A 14,429-nucleotide genomic window follows, 5' to 3' on the forward strand; every position below is an offset into this window, starting at 1 on the left:
TTAACCTACGACCAGGTTAAGCAGTTTGCCCGGTACATAAATGACTTTACGGATAGTCACGCCGTCCAGATACTTCGCCACCAGATGCTCCTGCGCAGCGCGTGCCTGAACCTGTTCCTGTGTTGCATCGGCGGGTACGGTAATTTTGCCACGCACTTTACCGTTCACCTGCACCACGACCAGCAGTGAATCTTCAACCATAGCGGCTTCATCAGCCACCGGCCAGCTCGCTTCGTCGATGGTACCTTCGCCACCCAGCGTCTGCCACAGAACATAGCAGGCGTGCGGGGTAAACGGATAGAGCAGACGGACGATAGCCAGCAGCGCTTCCTGCATCAGAGCGCGATCCTGCTCGCTTTCCTGCGGGGCACGCGCCAGTTTGTTCATCAGCTCCATAATCGCTGCAATGGCGGTGTTGAAGGTCTGACGACGGCCAATATCATCCGCCACTTTGGCGATGGTTTTGTGCAGGTCACGACGCAGCGATTTCTGCTCGTCATTCAGGCTCTTCACATCCAGCGCCACGGTCGCACCCTGTGAGGTGTGCTCGTAGACCAGCTTCCAGACACGCTTCAGGAAGCGGTTAGCCCCTTCAACGCCCGACTCCTGCCACTCCAGCGTCATATCTGCCGGTGAAGCAAACATCATGAACAGACGCACGGTATCCGCGCCATAACGCTCAACCATCAGCTGTGGGTCGATGCCGTTGTTTTTCGACTTCGACATTTTACTCATGCCCGCGTAGATCACTTCGCGGCCTTGCGTATCCACCGCTTTCACTATGCGGCCTTTCTCGTCACGCTCAACCTCAACGTCAACCGGTGAAACCCAGTTACGCTCGCCGTTGTTACCGAGGTAGTAGAAAGCGTCAGCCAGCACCATGCCCTGGCACAGCAGACGTTTGGCTGGTTCATCAGAATTCACCAGGCCCGCGTCACGCAGCAGCTTGTGGAAGAAGCGGAAATACATCAGGTGCATGATGGCGTGTTCAATACCACCCACATACTGATCGACCGGCAGCCAGTAGTTTGCCGCGGCCGGATCCAGCATGCCTTCTTTGTAGCTGGCGCAGGTATAGCGCGCGTAGTACCAGGAGGACTCCATGAAGGTGTCAAAGGTGTCGGTTTCACGCAGAGCAGGCTGGCCGTTCACCGTGGTTTTCGCCCACTCCGGATCGGCTTTGATCGGGCTGGTAATGCCATCCATCACCACATCTTCCGGCAGAATCACCGGCAGCTGGTCTTCAGGTGTCGGCATTACGGTGCCATCTTCCAGCGTGACCATTGGGATTGGTGCGCCCCAGTAGCGCTGACGGGAAACACCCCAGTCGCGCAGACGGTAGTTCACTTTACGCACGCCCACGCCTTTTGCCGCCAGAGAATCCGCAATGGCGGTAAACCCTGCGGCGTGATCCAGACCGTTGAACTCACCTGAGTTAAACAGCGCGCCTTTGTCGGTCATTGCCGCGGCGCTGACGTCAGGAATAGAGCCATCCAGATTGAGTACCACCGGCTTGATTGCCAGATCGTATTTAGTGGCAAATTCCCAGTCGCGCTGGTCGTGCGCCGGGACCGCCATAACAGCGCCGGTGCCATATTCCATCAGCACGAAGTTAGCGACCCAGACCGGGAGAAGCTCACCAGTGAGCGGATGAATAACAGACAGGCCGGTCGCCATGCCTTTCTTCTCCATGGTCGCCATATCGGCTTCGGCCACTTTGGTATTGCGGCATTCAGCGATAAAGTCAGCCAGTGCCGGATTGTTCACCGACGCCTGGGTTGCCAGCGGATGACCCGCCGCAACGGCGACATAGGTTGCGCCGATAAAGGTATCCGGGCGGGTGGTGTAGACAGTGACTTTCTCTTCGCTGTCAGCAACGTCGAACGTGATTTCGACGCCTTCAGAACGGCCAATCCAGTTACGCTGCATGGTTTTGACCTGCTCAGGCCACTCTTCCAGCGTATCCAGGTCGTTCAGCAGCTCTTCCGCATAATCGGTGATTTTGATAAACCACTGCGGGATCTCTTTGCGCTCAACTTTGGTGTCGCAGCGCCAGCAGCAGCCATCGATCACCTGCTCGTTCGCCAGCACCGTCTGATCGTTCGGGCACCAGTTCACGGCGGAAGTTTTTTTATAGACCAGGCCTTTCTCATACAGTTTAGTGAAGAACCACTGTTCCCAGCGATAGTACTCCGGCTGGCAGGTCGCCAGTTCACGACTCCAGTCATAGCCAAAGCCCAGCAGTTTAAGCTGGTTTTTCATGTAGGCGATATTGTCGTATGTCCAGGGAGCCGGGGCGGTATTGTTTTTAACCGCAGCGCCTTCCGCAGGCAGGCCGAAAGCATCCCAGCCAATCGGCTGTAGTACGTTTTTGCCGAGCATACGCTGATAACGCGCGATTACGTCGCCGATGGTGTAGTTACGAACGTGGCCCATATGCAGGCGGCCAGAAGGATAGGGCAACATGGAGAGGCAATAGTATTTCTCTTTACCTTCCTGCTCAGTCACTTTAAACGTTTCGTTTTCATCCCAGTGTTGCTGCACACGGGATTCAATCTCTTCCGGGCGGTATTGCTCTTGCATGGCTGCCTGTGGTCCTTTATGAATAACATTTTTCGGGCTCTGTGATCCGCATAGCATACCCATAAGGCCGCGTATCAACAACACTTCCCACTTTTGCTGGCACGATTTCTGCTGAAAGCGTCAGCCTCTTCACCCTTTTGTAATTCACTGTACAGACGACACGGCAAAAGCCGCATTGCGACTAAACTTAATTCAGCGAGGGTCTGCATAAAGGAGAATAAAATGAATAAAGTAGCTCAGGAATATCGCGAGTCGTTAGCCGTACTGACCGAACGTCTCCGTCAGGGCGATCGTAACCTTGATGAGCTGATTGCCGGTCGACGCAGCCAGTTACGGGTGCGCGATGACATGACGGAAAAAGAGATTGATCAGGCGCTGAGCTCGGTGCGCCGTGATTTGGGCGAGTTTGCACGCAGTTATACCGATGTGGAAGAGCCGCTGGCGGATTCACTGTTTATGCGCATTATTCGTGAGAGCGTCTGGAAAGAGCTGGCGGATATCACCGATAAAAGTCAGCTGGAGTGGCGCGAAGTCTTCCAGGATCTGCATCATCACGGTGTGTATCAGAGCGGTGAAGTGGTGGGGCTGGGCAATCTGGTGTGTGAGAAGTGTCAGTTTACCCGGGCGATCTATACGCCGGAAACCCTGTCGCGCTGTCCGGAATGCGGCAACGACCAGTTTCAGCGTCAGCCTTTTGAACCCTGATAACAACATGTATGCGGGCCACTCAGGTGACCCGCATAGGTTATTTAGTGCAGAATTTTAGCGAGGAAATCTTTCGCACGGTCAGACTGTGGGTTATTAAAGAAGTCATCTTTATTGGTGTCTTCGATAATTTTCCCTTCATCCATGAAGATCACGCGATTCGCCACTTTACGGGCGAAGCCCATCTCGTGTGTTACCACCATCATCGTCATCCCCTCCTGCGCCAGCTCAACCATCACATCCAGCACTTCGTTGATCATTTCCGGGTCCAGCGCCGAGGTCGGTTCATCAAACAGCATCGCGATAGGATCCATGCAGAGCGCACGTGCAATTGCCACGCGCTGCTGCTGACCGCCGGAGAGCTGGCCAGGAAACTTCTCAGCATGCGCTGACAGTCCCACACGCTTCAGCAGTTTTAGCCCTTTATCGCGGGCCGCCGCTTTGTCACGCTTCAGCACTTTTACCTGTGCCAGTACCAGATTGTTGATAATGCTCAGATGCGGGAACAGCTCGAAGTGCTGAAACACCATACCGACCTGACTGCGAAGTTGTGCAAGGTTGGTTTTTTTGTTGTTCACCTCGGTGCCGTTGACCGCAATCACGCCCTGCTGAACAGGCTCAAGTCCGTTCACCGTTTTGATCAGCGTCGATTTACCGGAGCCGGACGGCCCGCAGACCACCACTACCTCACCGGTTTTGACCTCGGTTGAGCAGTCGGTCAGCACCTGAAAGTGACCATACCACTTAGAAACATTTTTCAGGCTAATCATTTAAACCGTCCTTTTTCTTTTCAGATAGCTGACCAACAGCGATGCGCTCAGGCTGATAACGAAGTAGACCAGACCTGCAAACAGAACCATTTCAACCTGGGTGCCGTCGCGCTCACCAATGGTGGACGCGGTACGGAAGAAGTCCGCCAGGCTTAAGACATAGACCAGCGAGGTATCCTGAAACAGCACGATACCCTGCGTTAGTAACAGCGGAACCATGGCGCGGAACGCCTGCGGCAGGATGATCAGTCGCATTGCCTGCCACTGTGTCATACCCAGCGCCAGCGCGGCGTTGCCCTGTCCACGTGAAATACTGATGATGCCGGCACGAATGATTTCTGAGTAGTAGGCCGCTTCAAACAGCGAAAAGGCGACCATGGCGGAAATCAGCCGGATATCGGTTTTCGGCGACAGGCCCAGCACCTGCTGCAGGAAACTCGGCACCACCAGATAGAACCACAGCAGCACCATCACCAGCGGCACCGAGCGGAACAGGTTGACGTAGATTTTGGCGAACCAGCTGACGGGCTTAAAGCTCGACAGACGCATCACCGCCAGCAGGGTGCCCCACAGAATGCCGAAGACCACGGCGGTAATGGTGATCTTGAAGGTAATCACTAAGCCGTTAAGCAGATAGGGCAGGCTGGGTGTAATCGAACTCCAGTCAAAGTCGTACATTACTTGCCTCCCGCATTGCCTGGCAGCCGAACTTTGCGCTCGACCAGACTCATCAACAACATAATCACCAGGTTAATCGCGACGTAGGCCAGCGTAATGGCGGTAAAGGATTCATAGGCGTGAGCAGAATAGTCGAGCAGTTTGCCCGCCTGTGCCGCCATATCGACCAGACCAATGGTGGAGGCGATAGCGGAGTTCTTCACCAGGTTCAGCATTTCCGAGGTCATCGGCGGCACAATCACGCGATACGCATTCGGCAGCAGGACATAGCGATAGGTCTGCGGCAGCGTTAATCCCATCGCCAGACCGGCATTTTTCTGTCCTGCCGGCAGTGACTGAATGGCTGCGCGCACCTGCTCGCAGACGCGGGCGGCGGTAAACAGGCCAAGACAGATCATTGAAGAGAGGAAGAACTGAATGTTGGGGTCCAGCTCAGACTTAAACCACATGCCAAGCTTTTCGCCCACCAGTTCGGGCGCGACCAGATACCAGAAGAAGAACTGGACGATCAGCGGGATATTACGAAACAGTTCCACATAGCAGGTGCCAATGGTCGACAGCAGGCGATTCGGCACGGTGCGCAGAATGCCGAAAAATGAACCCACGCAGAAGGCGATAATCCAGGCGCAGCAGGAGACGGCTATCGTCACCTGAAAACCGGACCACAGCCAGCCGAGGTAGGTCGTGTTACCGAACGGGGCCTGTTCGAGGAATATGCCCCAGTTCCAATCGATACCCATAACGAGCTCCGGAAAAAAAGGGTAGCTAAGCTACCCTGAAGATTGATGAACGGCGTTTTATTGCCTGACTCAGGGGAACGACCCGGGTCAGTCAGTCTGTCCATGCCGCGGTTTCAGCAATCGAGAGGGCAGCCAGGCCGCCCTTGTTATACCCGCCGTCTTTCAGGCTGCATTTTTGTTGGCGATGTTCACGCATCCAAATGCCTTACCTGAGTAAGGTCACCGGGATGCATTCTCCTGCCGACTCAATGCAACCTGAGATCCATTGGGTATTTTTTTGTTAATTCATTGCTTTGTCATTTGGCGTTTTGAACAGGGCTTTCATGTCATCAGAGAGTTCAAAATTCATGTTCAGATTCTTTGGTGGAATCGGCTGTTTGAACCAGGTATCGAACCATTTTTCTGCCTGACCTGAGGTCTGGGCTTTAGCAATGGTTTCATCGACCAGCGCTTTAAACTGCGGATCATCTTTACGCAGCATGCAGCCATAGGCCTCTTTTGACTGTGGCGTACCTAAGATTTCCCAGTTATCCGGCTTTTTGGCTTTGGCGCGTTCGCCGGCCAGCAGAGCATCATCCATCATGAAAGCCACGGCACGGCCGGTTTCCAGCGTACGGAAAGAGTCGCCGTGATCTTTGGCGCTGATGATGCGCATATCCAGTTTCTGTTCGTCGTTGAGTTTATGCAGCAGCACTTCAGAGGTGGTTCCTGAAGTCACGACCACGGTTTTGCCTTTCAGATCGGCGAAATCTTTGATCGGGCCATCTTTTTTAACCAGCAGACGGGTGCCGATGACAAAAATGGTGTCAGAGAATGCGGCCTGTTTCTGGCGCTCAAGGTTGTTGGTAGTGGAGCCACACTCATAATCGTAAGTGCCGTTTTGCAGCAGCGGAATACGGTTTTGTGAGGTGATCGGGATCATTTTGACCTGCAGGTCCGGCTTGTTCAGCTTCGCTTTAATGGCTTCCACGATGGCGTTTGAGTAAGCCTGTGAATAGCCGACGACTTTTTGCTGGTTGTCATAGTAAGAAAAGGGAACTGATGATTCGCGATGCCCGACCACAATGACGCCGTTGTCATTGATCTTCTTCAGGGTGCCGCTGAGATCTTCCGCCTGGGCCGCTCCCGCCGCTGCGCTGATCAGCAGAAGAGATAATGCCACTTTGCGTAGTTGCATGTTCCAACTCCTTCGTATGAAAAAGGCCCAGGCTATTACCTGTGCTGATTATGATGTTGTGTCTGTTATTTGCTGCGTTTCTGCTCATTCTGCGGATTAAATGGGCGCAGAAGAGTCACTAACATAGCGGATTGTTAACGCAATGAAACAAAAAAGTTTCTTTTTTGCGAGGCGATCCGCACCAAAAAAAGGCAAATATCTTACTCTGCGCGTTAGCGGTGCAGCAGAAGCGACTGTTTTGGTGCAACCTGCCAGGCGTCGGCGCCTGCAATCCGCCTGTCGGCGAAAAACAGTGAAACATTCTGCAATCATCGTGCCAGAAAGCGGTGCAGCGCGAGAAAGGCAGCAGAGTATGTGGTCAGGGGAGTGAGATATACCGGGGAGGCAGTAAAGAAAAAAGGCGAAGCCTGCGCTTCGCCTTTAAGGATCGGATAGGTTACCGGCGTCGACGCAGCAGAGCTATCAACGCCGCCAGCAGCGTCAGTGACCAGACTGGCCAGATGCCCGCCCGCGCATACGGGGTTTCACCCTGCGTCGGCGTGACCTTGCTGGTCAGCACATCGCGGGTAAACTGCGGCAGCATCGCCTCCACATCACCACTGGCATTGACCACCGCCGTCACGCCGTTGTTGGTGCTGCGCAACAGCGGACGTCCCAGCTCCAGCGCCCGCATTCTCGCCATCTGGAAGTGCTGCCATGGGCCGATTGAGTGACCAAACCAGGCATCGTTCGAAACGGTCAGCAGGAAATTAGTGTCGGGATGGAAGTTAGCCCGCACCTGTTCACCGAGCACAATCTCATAACAGATGGCGCTCGTCAGGTTATAGCCCGCCACGCTGAGTTGCGGCTGGAGATAGTTGCCACGGCTGAAGGCTGACATGGGCAGATCGAAGAACGGGGCCAGCGGACGCAGCAGATCGGCCAGCGGCACAAATTCGCCAAACGGCACCAGATGATTCTTCTGGTAACGATTGCCGCTGAAGTAGTTGTACGGCGTTTTGCCGCCCAGCACGATCACGGTGTTGTAGTCGTGATAACGATTCTGCTCCAGCCGGGAGTCAACGATGCCGGTGACCAGCGAACTGCCGCGTTCACGCAGTTCATCATCCAGCGAACGCAGGAACGGCTGCTGATTGCTTTCCAGATCGGTAATTGCCGACTCTGGCCAGATAATAATCGGCGCCTTACCCATCAGCGGCTGACTCAGACCGTTATAGATGCGCAGGGTCGTGAGCAGTTGCTGAGGATCCCACTTCATCGACTGCGGGATATTTCCCTGCACCAGCGCCACTTCTACGGCACGCTCCGGCATTGGCTGAACCCACTGGATGTAGCGCAGCGGCCACGGCAGGGCCAGCAGCAGCAACGCCGCCACCAGACTTCTGACGTTGCGCTGCTGCAGGGCATAAGCCAGCAGGCCAGCAATGACCATCAGCAGGAAGGTCAGGGTCTCTACACCCGCCAGCGGGGCCAGGCCTTTTAACGGACCGTCGATCTGGCTGTAACCAAACTGCAGCCACGGAAAGCCGGTCAGCACCCAGCCGCGCAGGAACTCGGTCATCTGCCACAATGCCGGTGCAGCCAGTGCCAGCCGCCACAGCGTCGTGCGCGGCCAGATGCGATTCAGTACACCGGCAAACAACGCCGGGTAGATCGACAGATACGCCGCCAGCAGCGCCACAATAAAGACATTAACCGGGCCAGGCATACCGCCAAAGGTGGCGACACTGACGTAAACCCAGTTGATGCCGCTGCCGAACAGACCTAAACCCCAGACAAAGCCGATCGCGGTGGCCTGTGGGCTGGAGCGGTTCAGGGTGAGCAGTTGTAAGCCGCACAGCGACAGCAGGGCGGCGGGCCAGAAATCGTAAGGAGAGAAGGCGAGGGTGCCCAGTGCACCCGTTATTAAAGCCAGCAGCAGGCGAACCCGCTGGCGCGGGTAGAGTGAGGCTAAAGCCATAGACTTATTCGTCTTCCAGTTGGGGTTGTGGCGAATTTTCCGGAATAGTCACGTGAACCTGGATGATGCGGCGGCTGTCAGCCATCGCCACCTTGAACTGGTAACCCTCAATCTCGATGCTTTCACCGCGTGCGGGCAGATGGCCGAAGCCCTGCATGACCAGACCACCAATGGTGTCGACTTCATCATCACTGAACTGTGTGCCAAATACCTCATTGAAATCTTCAATGGCGGTCAGTGCGCGCACCGTGAAGGTATGACGGTTGAGCTGACGGATATCACGATCTTCTTCATCGTCATACTCATCTTCAATCTCACCTACGATCAGCTCAAGAATGTCTTCGATAGTGACCAGGCCAGAGACACCACCAAACTCATCAATAACAATCGCCATGTGATAACGCTGTGAGCGGAACTCTTTCAGCATCCGGTCGACACGCTTACTTTCAGGCACCACCACCGCAGGACGCAGCACTTTCTCAATGCTGAACGGCTCTGACTCACTGCTCATAAACGGCAGCAGATCTTTCGCCATCAGAATCCCTTCCACATGATCTTTGTCTTCGCTGATCACCGGGAAGCGGGAATGCGCGGAGTCGATAATGACATCCAGACACTCTTCGAGGCTCTGATTACGTTTCAGGGTGATCATTTGCGAACGCGGGATCATGATGTCACGCACGCGCTGCTCCGCAATATCCAGTACCCCTTCGAGCATGTCGCGGGTGTCCTGGTCAATCAGCTCTTTGTTATTCGAGTCGCGGATCAGCTCCAGGAGCTCATCACGGTTTTTTGGTTCACCGTGAAAGAGTTGGTTGATCAACAGGGAGAAAAATCCCTTTTTACTACTGGGTGCATCGCTGTTTTGAGAATGGTCGTCGCTCATGGCGGTTTTTAAAGATCTCTCTGGTGAGGATTAGGTGCTGTCAGCAAACCGTGCTGACAGCCGGATAGCCTGAATTCAGGATTCAGGCGTCTTCTTTCTCCGAAATGTACGGATCAGGATACCCAAGAGCAAGCATTATCTCGGTCTCCAGTCCTTCCATCTCGTCAGCTTCGTCGTCTTCAATATGGTCGTAACCCAGCAGATGGAGCGTACCGTGTACCACCATGTGTGCCCAGTGGGCTTCAACGCTTTTTCCCTGTTCTGCGGCTTCCTGCTCAACCACCTGACGGCAGATGATCAGATCGCCCAGCAGCGGCAGCTCAATGCCCGGCGGCGCTTCAAACGGGAAGGAGAGAACGTTGGTTGGCTTGTCTTTGCCACGATAAGTCAGATTAAGCTCATGACTTTCCACTTCATCAACCAGACGGACTGTGACTTCGCTTTCGGGCTGGAAAGGGGTCACAGCCGCTGAGAGCCAGCGGTGAAACTGGCCTTCATCAGGCAGATCAGCGGTGTTATCACAGGCGACCTGCAGGTCGAGAATCACCTCGCTCATTTGCTCTCCTGCGTGGCGCTCTGTGCTGCCAGCGCTTCACGTTTACGCTCTTCAGCCTGCTGGTCACGGCGGGTCTGATCGGCGGCTTCCCAGGCTTCATAAGCGGTGACAATGCGGGCAACGACCGGATGGCGCACCACATCTTCGCTGTGGAAGAAGTTAAAGCTGATCTCTTCCACGTCTGCCAGCACCTCGATAGCATGACGCAGGCCCGACTTGACGTGACGGGGCAGGTCGATCTGGGTGACGTCGCCGGTTATGACCGCTTTGGAGTTGAAGCCGATGCGCGTCAGAAACATCTTCATCTGCTCGATGGTGGTGTTCTGGCTCTCATCAAGAATGATGAACGCATCGTTCAGGGTTCGACCGCGCATATAGGCCAGCGGGGCAACTTCAATAACGTTACGCTCCATCAGCTTTTCAACGCGCTCGAAGCCGAGCATTTCAAACAGCGCATCGTAGAGCGGACGCAGATAAGGGTCGACTTTCTGGCTCAGGTCGCCTGGCAGGAAGCCGAGCTTTTCACCCGCTTCGACGGCAGGGCGGGTCAGCATGATGCGGCGAATCTCCTGACGTTCCAGCGCATCCACGGCCGCGGCCACTGCCAGATAGGTTTTACCGGTACCGGCCGGGCCGACACCAAAAGTAATGTCGTGGTCGAGCACATTCGCGATGTACTGGGCCTGATTTGGCGTGCGCGGTTTGATCACACCACGCTTGGTCTTAATGTTGACCGCTTTACCGTACTCCGGCACGCTTTCAGCGGTTTGCTCCAGTACCCGGCTCTCTTTGATCGCCAGGTGAATCTGGTCAGGCTCGATATCCGGGATCTCACCACGCATTGGCGCGGTATCGACATACAGGGTCTTCAGAATATCTGCGGCGGCATTGACGCAAAGTGGACGTCCAACCAGCTTAAAGACGTTGTCGCGACGATTGATCTCAATGCCCAGACGACGCTCAAGCTGTTTCACATTATCGTCGAAAGGCCCGCACAGGCTCATCAGACGACGGTTATCAGCCGGTTCAAGGGCGATTTCACGAGTTTCGATATTCAAACGAATCCTTTGGGTCACTCAGGGCCAGTTATGGGATGTGTCTGACGCACCGTTGGGCTTAACCGGATGCACCATAACGAAATTATTTATGCCGTAACGCCTGGGCGCAAGCTTAAGGAGAGATATTTGGGCGACACTTTCAGAAACCAAGTGTCGCGGCGTGAAATTGGCGGCAACGCAATGCGCGCTGCCGCTCAATATAGCAGGTATCACGGCTGGAACAGACCCACGCCGATTTCGTTTTCTTTGCGGGTACGGGCAATCACGGATGCCGGGCTTTGCGCCATGCGCAGGCCCATCTCCTCTTCAGTACGCACCAGCTTGCCGCGCAGCGAGTTGGTGTAGACATCGACAATTTCAACATCTACAAAGCGGCCAATCATCTCAGGCGTGCCTTCAAAGTTGACCACACGGTTATTTTCGGTGCGGCCAGAGACTTCCATGACGTTCTTGCGGGAGATGCCTTCCACCAGAATACGCTGCACGGTGCCGAGCATGCGGCGACTGATCGCCTGCGCCTGCTGGTTAATGCGGTCCTGCAGGATCCACAGACGCTGCTTTTTCTCCTCTTCGCTGACATCATCCGGCAGGTCAGCGGCGGGTGTGCCGGGACGGGCAGAGTAGATAAAGCTGAAGCTGACGTCGAAATTGATGTCGGCGATGAGCTTCATGGTCTGTTCGAAATCCTGCTGGGTTTCACCGGGGAAGCCAATGATAAAGTCGGAGCTGATCTCAATGTCCGGGCGCGCCGCGCGCAGCTTGCGGATAATCGCCTTATACTCCAGCGCGGTATGCGCGCGCTTCATCAGTGTCAGAATACGGTCTGCGCCACTCTGAACCGGCAGATGCAGGAAACTCACCAGCTCCGGGGTGTCGCGATAGACATCAATGATGTCATCGGTGAACTCAATTGGGTGGCTGGTGGTGAAACGAATGCGGTCGATGCCGTCGATGGCGGCGACCAGGCGCAGCAGCTCAGCGAAGGTACAGATCTCACCATCAAAGGTGGCACCTCGATAAGCGTTGACGTTCTGACCCAGCAGGTTAACTTCACGCACGCCCTGCGCCGCCAGCTGGGCGATCTCCAGCAGTATGTCATCGCTGGGACGGCTCACTTCCTCACCACGGGTGTAAGGCACCACGCAGAAAGTACAATATTTGTTGCAGCCTTCCATAATGGAGACAAAGGCTGTCGGGCCTTCTGCACGCGGTTCCGGCAGGCGGTCAAATTTCTCAATTTCCGGGAAGCTGATGTCGACTACCGGACTTTTAGTGCCGCGCACGGTGTTGATCATCTCCGGCAGGCGGTGCAGTGTCTGCGGACCAAACACAATATCTACGCAGGGCGCACGCTGACGAATATGATCGCCTTCCTGCGACGCCACACAGCCACCCACGCCAATAATCACATCCGGGTTGCGCTCTTTGAGTTTTCTCCAGCGTCCCAGCAGATGAAACACCTTCTCCTGCGCTTTCTCACGAATGGAGCAGGTGTTAAGCAGCAGAATATCCGCCTCTTCAGGGACCTCGGTCAGCGTATAGCCGTGCGTACTGTTCAGCAGATCAGACATCTTGGATGAATCATACTCATTCATCTGACATCCCCAGGTTTTGATATGCAGTTTTTTTATCATCGCGCTAGCCATTGATTCAGTGCAGTGAAGTGAGGGGCGCGTATTGTAATGCTTTGATGCTGTGGTGACCAGCCTGAGGGCTTTTCTGCCAGCCATCGGGTTTTCCGGTACACTTTGCTCTATTCAGACCCGCGATGCGCAGGCTGGCGGGAATAAGAGAGGGAGTTAAGCAATGCAGGGTAATCAGTTTGATGTCGTGATTGTCGGCGGTGGCATGGTCGGTGCTGCGCTGGCCTGTGGACTGACACAGCAACATTTTCGCGTGGCGGTGATTGAGCGTGCTGAACCCGCGCCGTTTGATGCCGACAGCGATCCCGATCTGCGAATTTCAGCGATCGGATCCTCCTCGGTGGCGTTGCTGAAGCAGCTCAACGTCTGGCCGCGGGTCGAAGCGATGCGCAGCGCGCCTTATCGCAGACTGGAAACCTGGGAGTGGCAGACGGCGCAGGTGAGTTTTGATGCGGCCTCGCTGGGCCTGCCTGAACTGGGCTTTATGGTCGAGAATAGCGTGCTTCAGCGGGCGTTATGGGAGGAGATGCAGTCGCTGGGCGTGACCTGCTATTGCCCGGCCACGCTGGAAAATCTGCAGCCAGAAAATGGCGGCTGGCGCGTCGACCTTAACGATGGCGTGGCCTTGCATACCCGGCTGGTGATTGGTGCAGATGGCGCAAACTCGCAGGTGCGGCAGATGGCCGGGATCGGGATTCATGGCTGGAGCTATGCGCAGTCCTGCCTGCTGATCAGCGTGACCTGCGACCATCCGGCAGGGGACGCGACCTGGCAGCACTTTACGCCACAGGGACCACGTGCCTTCCTGCCGCTGTATGGCAACCGGGCCTCGCTGGTCTGGTATGACGCGCCCGCAAGAGTGCGACAGCTTCAGGCGATGCCAATAGCCCAGCTGGAGAAAGAGATTGCCAGCCACTTCCCGGCGCGGCTGGGACGGTTCAAAGCCCATGCGGCGGGCGGCTTTCCGCTGGTGCGACGTCACGCTTCACGCTATGTCCTGCCGGGGCTGGCGCTGGTCGGCGATGCCGCGCATACCATTAATCCGCTGGCCGGGCAGGGCGTGAATCTGGGGTATCGCGATATTGATGCGTTGATTGATGTGCTGGTTAGCGCGCGCGGTGCAGCGGAGGACTGGGCGTCAGAGCGGGTGTTACAACGCTATCACCGTCAGCGTCGCAAAGACAATATGCTGATGCAGGGCGGGATGGATCTCTTTTACTTTGCCTTCAGCAACCAGCTGGCACCGCTGAGGTTTGCGCGAAATCTCGGACTGATTGCCGCTGAACATTCTGGCGTACTGAAGCGGCAGGTATTGCGTTACGCGCTGGGGCTATAGCCGCTTACGCATTCAGGCTCGCCGCAGGGCGGGCCAGTAATCAGGATGGTGGAGAAGGGACAAAAACAACAAAGCCCGCAAAAGCGGGCCTGGTTGTGCAATTTGGCTGGGGTGCAGGGATTCGAACCCCGGAATGCTGGTATCAGAAACCAGTGCCTTACCGCTTGGCGACACCCCAATAATGGGTTTTTCAAATTGTCTTTGTATGGCTGGGGTGCAGGGATTCGAACCCCGGAATGCTGGTATCAGAAACCAGTGCCTTACCGCTTGGCGACACCCCAATTATATGGTGGCTACGACGGGAATCGAACCTGTGACCCCAGCATTATGAGTGCTG

At 55.4% G+C, this 14,429-nt stretch carries 12 protein-coding genes and 2 tRNA genes; 2 read left to right on the forward strand and 12 right to left on the reverse strand.

Annotated elements, in window-relative coordinates:
- Positions 1–2,583 carry a leucine--tRNA ligase gene (gene leuS / locus IBT54_RS10565; protein ID WP_110331506.1) on the reverse strand — a complete coding sequence of 861 codons (2,583 nt, stop codon included), beginning with the start codon at positions 2,581–2,583 and terminating at the stop codon, positions 1–3.
- 222 nt (positions 2,584–2,805) lie between these two features.
- Here leuS and IBT54_RS10570 point away from each other — a divergent pair, with 222 nt between their 5' ends.
- Positions 2,806–3,288 (forward strand): zinc ribbon-containing protein, encoded by a 483-nt coding sequence (locus IBT54_RS10570; protein WP_013357104.1) that lies wholly within the window; start codon positions 2,806–2,808, stop codon positions 3,286–3,288.
- Between the two features lie 44 nt (positions 3,289–3,332).
- Here the strand turns inward: IBT54_RS10570 and IBT54_RS10575 are convergent, their stop codons facing one another.
- From IBT54_RS10575 to miaB, 9 genes are all read right to left on the reverse strand, one after another.
- Positions 3,333–4,058, reverse strand: coding sequence for an amino acid ABC transporter ATP-binding protein (locus IBT54_RS10575; RefSeq protein ID WP_013357105.1), 726 nt, complete (start codon positions 4,056–4,058; stop codon positions 3,333–3,335).
- Positions 4,059–4,736 (reverse strand): glutamate/aspartate ABC transporter permease GltK, encoded by a 678-nt coding sequence (gene gltK / locus IBT54_RS10580; RefSeq protein WP_013357106.1) that lies wholly within the window; start codon positions 4,734–4,736, stop codon positions 4,059–4,061.
- Positions 4,736–5,476 carry an amino acid ABC transporter permease gene (locus tag IBT54_RS10585; RefSeq protein WP_013357107.1) on the reverse strand — a complete coding sequence of 247 codons (741 nt, stop codon included), beginning with the start codon at positions 5,474–5,476 and terminating at the stop codon, positions 4,736–4,738. The genes gltK and IBT54_RS10585 overlap by 1 nt, the downstream gene beginning before the upstream one ends.
- A gap of 280 nt (positions 5,477–5,756) precedes the next feature.
- Entirely contained in the window at positions 5,757–6,653 is an 897-nt protein-coding gene (locus IBT54_RS10590; protein WP_033782313.1) for an amino acid ABC transporter substrate-binding protein, read from the reverse strand.
- Between the two features lie 436 nt (positions 6,654–7,089).
- Entirely contained in the window at positions 7,090–8,613 is a 1,524-nt protein-coding gene (lnt, locus tag IBT54_RS10595) for an apolipoprotein N-acyltransferase (protein ID WP_201252140.1), read from the reverse strand.
- A gap of 4 nt (positions 8,614–8,617) precedes the next feature.
- Positions 8,618–9,499 carry a CNNM family magnesium/cobalt transport protein CorC gene (gene corC / locus IBT54_RS10600; protein WP_013357111.1) on the reverse strand — a complete coding sequence of 294 codons (882 nt, stop codon included), beginning with the start codon at positions 9,497–9,499 and terminating at the stop codon, positions 8,618–8,620.
- A gap of 82 nt (positions 9,500–9,581) precedes the next feature.
- Positions 9,582–10,055 carry an rRNA maturation RNase YbeY gene (ybeY, locus tag IBT54_RS10605; RefSeq protein WP_201252141.1) on the reverse strand — a complete coding sequence of 158 codons (474 nt, stop codon included), beginning with the start codon at positions 10,053–10,055 and terminating at the stop codon, positions 9,582–9,584.
- Positions 10,052–11,113, reverse strand: coding sequence for a PhoH family protein (locus IBT54_RS10610; RefSeq protein ID WP_013357113.1), 1,062 nt, complete (start codon positions 11,111–11,113; stop codon positions 10,052–10,054). Before IBT54_RS10610 ends, ybeY begins: the two co-directional genes overlap by 4 nt.
- Positions 11,114–11,322: 209 nt before the next feature.
- Positions 11,323–12,747 carry a tRNA (N6-isopentenyl adenosine(37)-C2)-methylthiotransferase MiaB gene (gene miaB, locus IBT54_RS10615; protein ID WP_201252142.1) on the reverse strand — a complete coding sequence of 475 codons (1,425 nt, stop codon included), beginning with the start codon at positions 12,745–12,747 and terminating at the stop codon, positions 11,323–11,325.
- 172 nt (positions 12,748–12,919) lie between these two features.
- Between miaB and ubiF the strand changes: the two genes are divergently transcribed.
- Positions 12,920–14,092, forward strand: coding sequence for a 3-demethoxyubiquinol 3-hydroxylase (gene ubiF / locus IBT54_RS10620; RefSeq protein WP_033782316.1), 1,173 nt, complete (start codon positions 12,920–12,922; stop codon positions 14,090–14,092).
- 103 nt (positions 14,093–14,195) lie between these two features.
- On the opposite strand, the gene IBT54_RS10625 is transcribed toward ubiF, so the two are convergent.
- Positions 14,196–14,270, reverse strand: a tRNA-Gln gene (locus IBT54_RS10625).
- 28 nt (positions 14,271–14,298) lie between these two features.
- Positions 14,299–14,373, reverse strand: a tRNA-Gln gene (locus IBT54_RS10630).
- Positions 14,374–14,429: the final 56 nt, after the last annotated feature.

It is taken from the genome of Pantoea sp. S62, from assembly GCF_016658625.1.
Classification (GTDB): Bacteria; Pseudomonadota; Gammaproteobacteria; order Enterobacterales; family Enterobacteriaceae; genus Pantoea; species Pantoea vagans.

Bases quoted from the DNA above. Each gene is read 5' to 3' on its own strand.
- gltK (WP_013357106.1), bottom strand. From the start codon at position 4,736: ATGTACGACTTTGACTGGAGTTCGATTACACCCAGCCTGCCCTATCTG.
- miaB (WP_201252142.1), bottom strand. From the start codon at position 12,747: ATGATAAAAAAACTGCATATCAAAACCTGGGGATGTCAGATGAATGAG.
- IBT54_RS10570 (WP_013357104.1), top strand. From the start codon at position 2,806: ATGAATAAAGTAGCTCAGGAATATCGCGAGTCGTTAGCCGTACTGACC.
- ybeY (WP_201252141.1), bottom strand. From the start codon at position 10,055: ATGAGCGAGGTGATTCTCGACCTGCAGGTCGCCTGTGATAACACCGCT.
- IBT54_RS10585 (WP_013357107.1), bottom strand. From the start codon at position 5,476: ATGGGTATCGATTGGAACTGGGGCATATTCCTCGAACAGGCCCCGTTC.
- corC (WP_013357111.1), bottom strand. From the start codon at position 9,499: ATGAGCGACGACCATTCTCAAAACAGCGATGCACCCAGTAGTAAAAAG.
- lnt (WP_201252140.1), bottom strand. From the start codon at position 8,613: ATGGCTTTAGCCTCACTCTACCCGCGCCAGCGGGTTCGCCTGCTGCTG.
- leuS (WP_110331506.1), bottom strand. From the start codon at position 2,583: ATGCAAGAGCAATACCGCCCGGAAGAGATTGAATCCCGTGTGCAGCAA.
- IBT54_RS10590 (WP_033782313.1), bottom strand. From the start codon at position 6,653: ATGCAACTACGCAAAGTGGCATTATCTCTTCTGCTGATCAGCGCAGCG.
- ubiF (WP_033782316.1), top strand. From the start codon at position 12,920: ATGCAGGGTAATCAGTTTGATGTCGTGATTGTCGGCGGTGGCATGGTC.
- IBT54_RS10575 (WP_013357105.1), bottom strand. From the start codon at position 4,058: ATGATTAGCCTGAAAAATGTTTCTAAGTGGTATGGTCACTTTCAGGTG.